The 300-nt window shown below is 58.3% G+C and carries 2 tRNA genes; both read right to left on the bottom strand.

Annotation, left to right across the window (positions count from 1 at the left end):
* Positions 1-70 precede the first annotated feature (70 nt).
* Positions 71-142 (bottom strand) — tRNA-Val (locus tag HMPREF2724_RS10065).
* 27 nt (positions 143-169) lie between these two features.
* A tRNA-Cys gene (locus HMPREF2724_RS10060) sits at positions 170-240 on the bottom strand.
* Between the last annotated feature and the right edge of the window lie 60 nt (positions 241-300).

The following is a 300-nucleotide window of genomic DNA, read 5'->3' as shown; positions in this document are numbered from 1 at the left end:
GCGCTACCAACTGCGCTACATCCGCATTCGAAAACCAGGCCCGGTTTTCTAGGCCCGTTTCTGGGCCTTGTGCGCGATACTGGGATTGAACCAGTGACCTCTTCCGTGTCAGGGAAGCGCTCTCCCACTGAGCTAATCGCGCTCGACACGCCAAAGCGTGTCAAAGTTGAGGTGGAAACGGGAATCGAACCCGTGTGCACGGTTTTGCAGACCGTTGCCTCACCACTCGGCCATTCCACCGTGGCGATACCGCCTCACACACAAGTGTGCTGGAGCGGATGACGAGACTCGAACTCGCGA

The sequence above is a fragment of the Corynebacterium sp. HMSC071F07 genome, assembly GCF_001810285.1.
In the GTDB taxonomy this organism is placed as follows: Bacteria; Actinomycetota; Actinomycetes; order Mycobacteriales; family Mycobacteriaceae; genus Corynebacterium; species Corynebacterium simulans.
The sequence above is the reverse complement of the archived record's forward strand: the minus strand, read 5'-3'. Positions and strand labels throughout refer to the sequence as shown.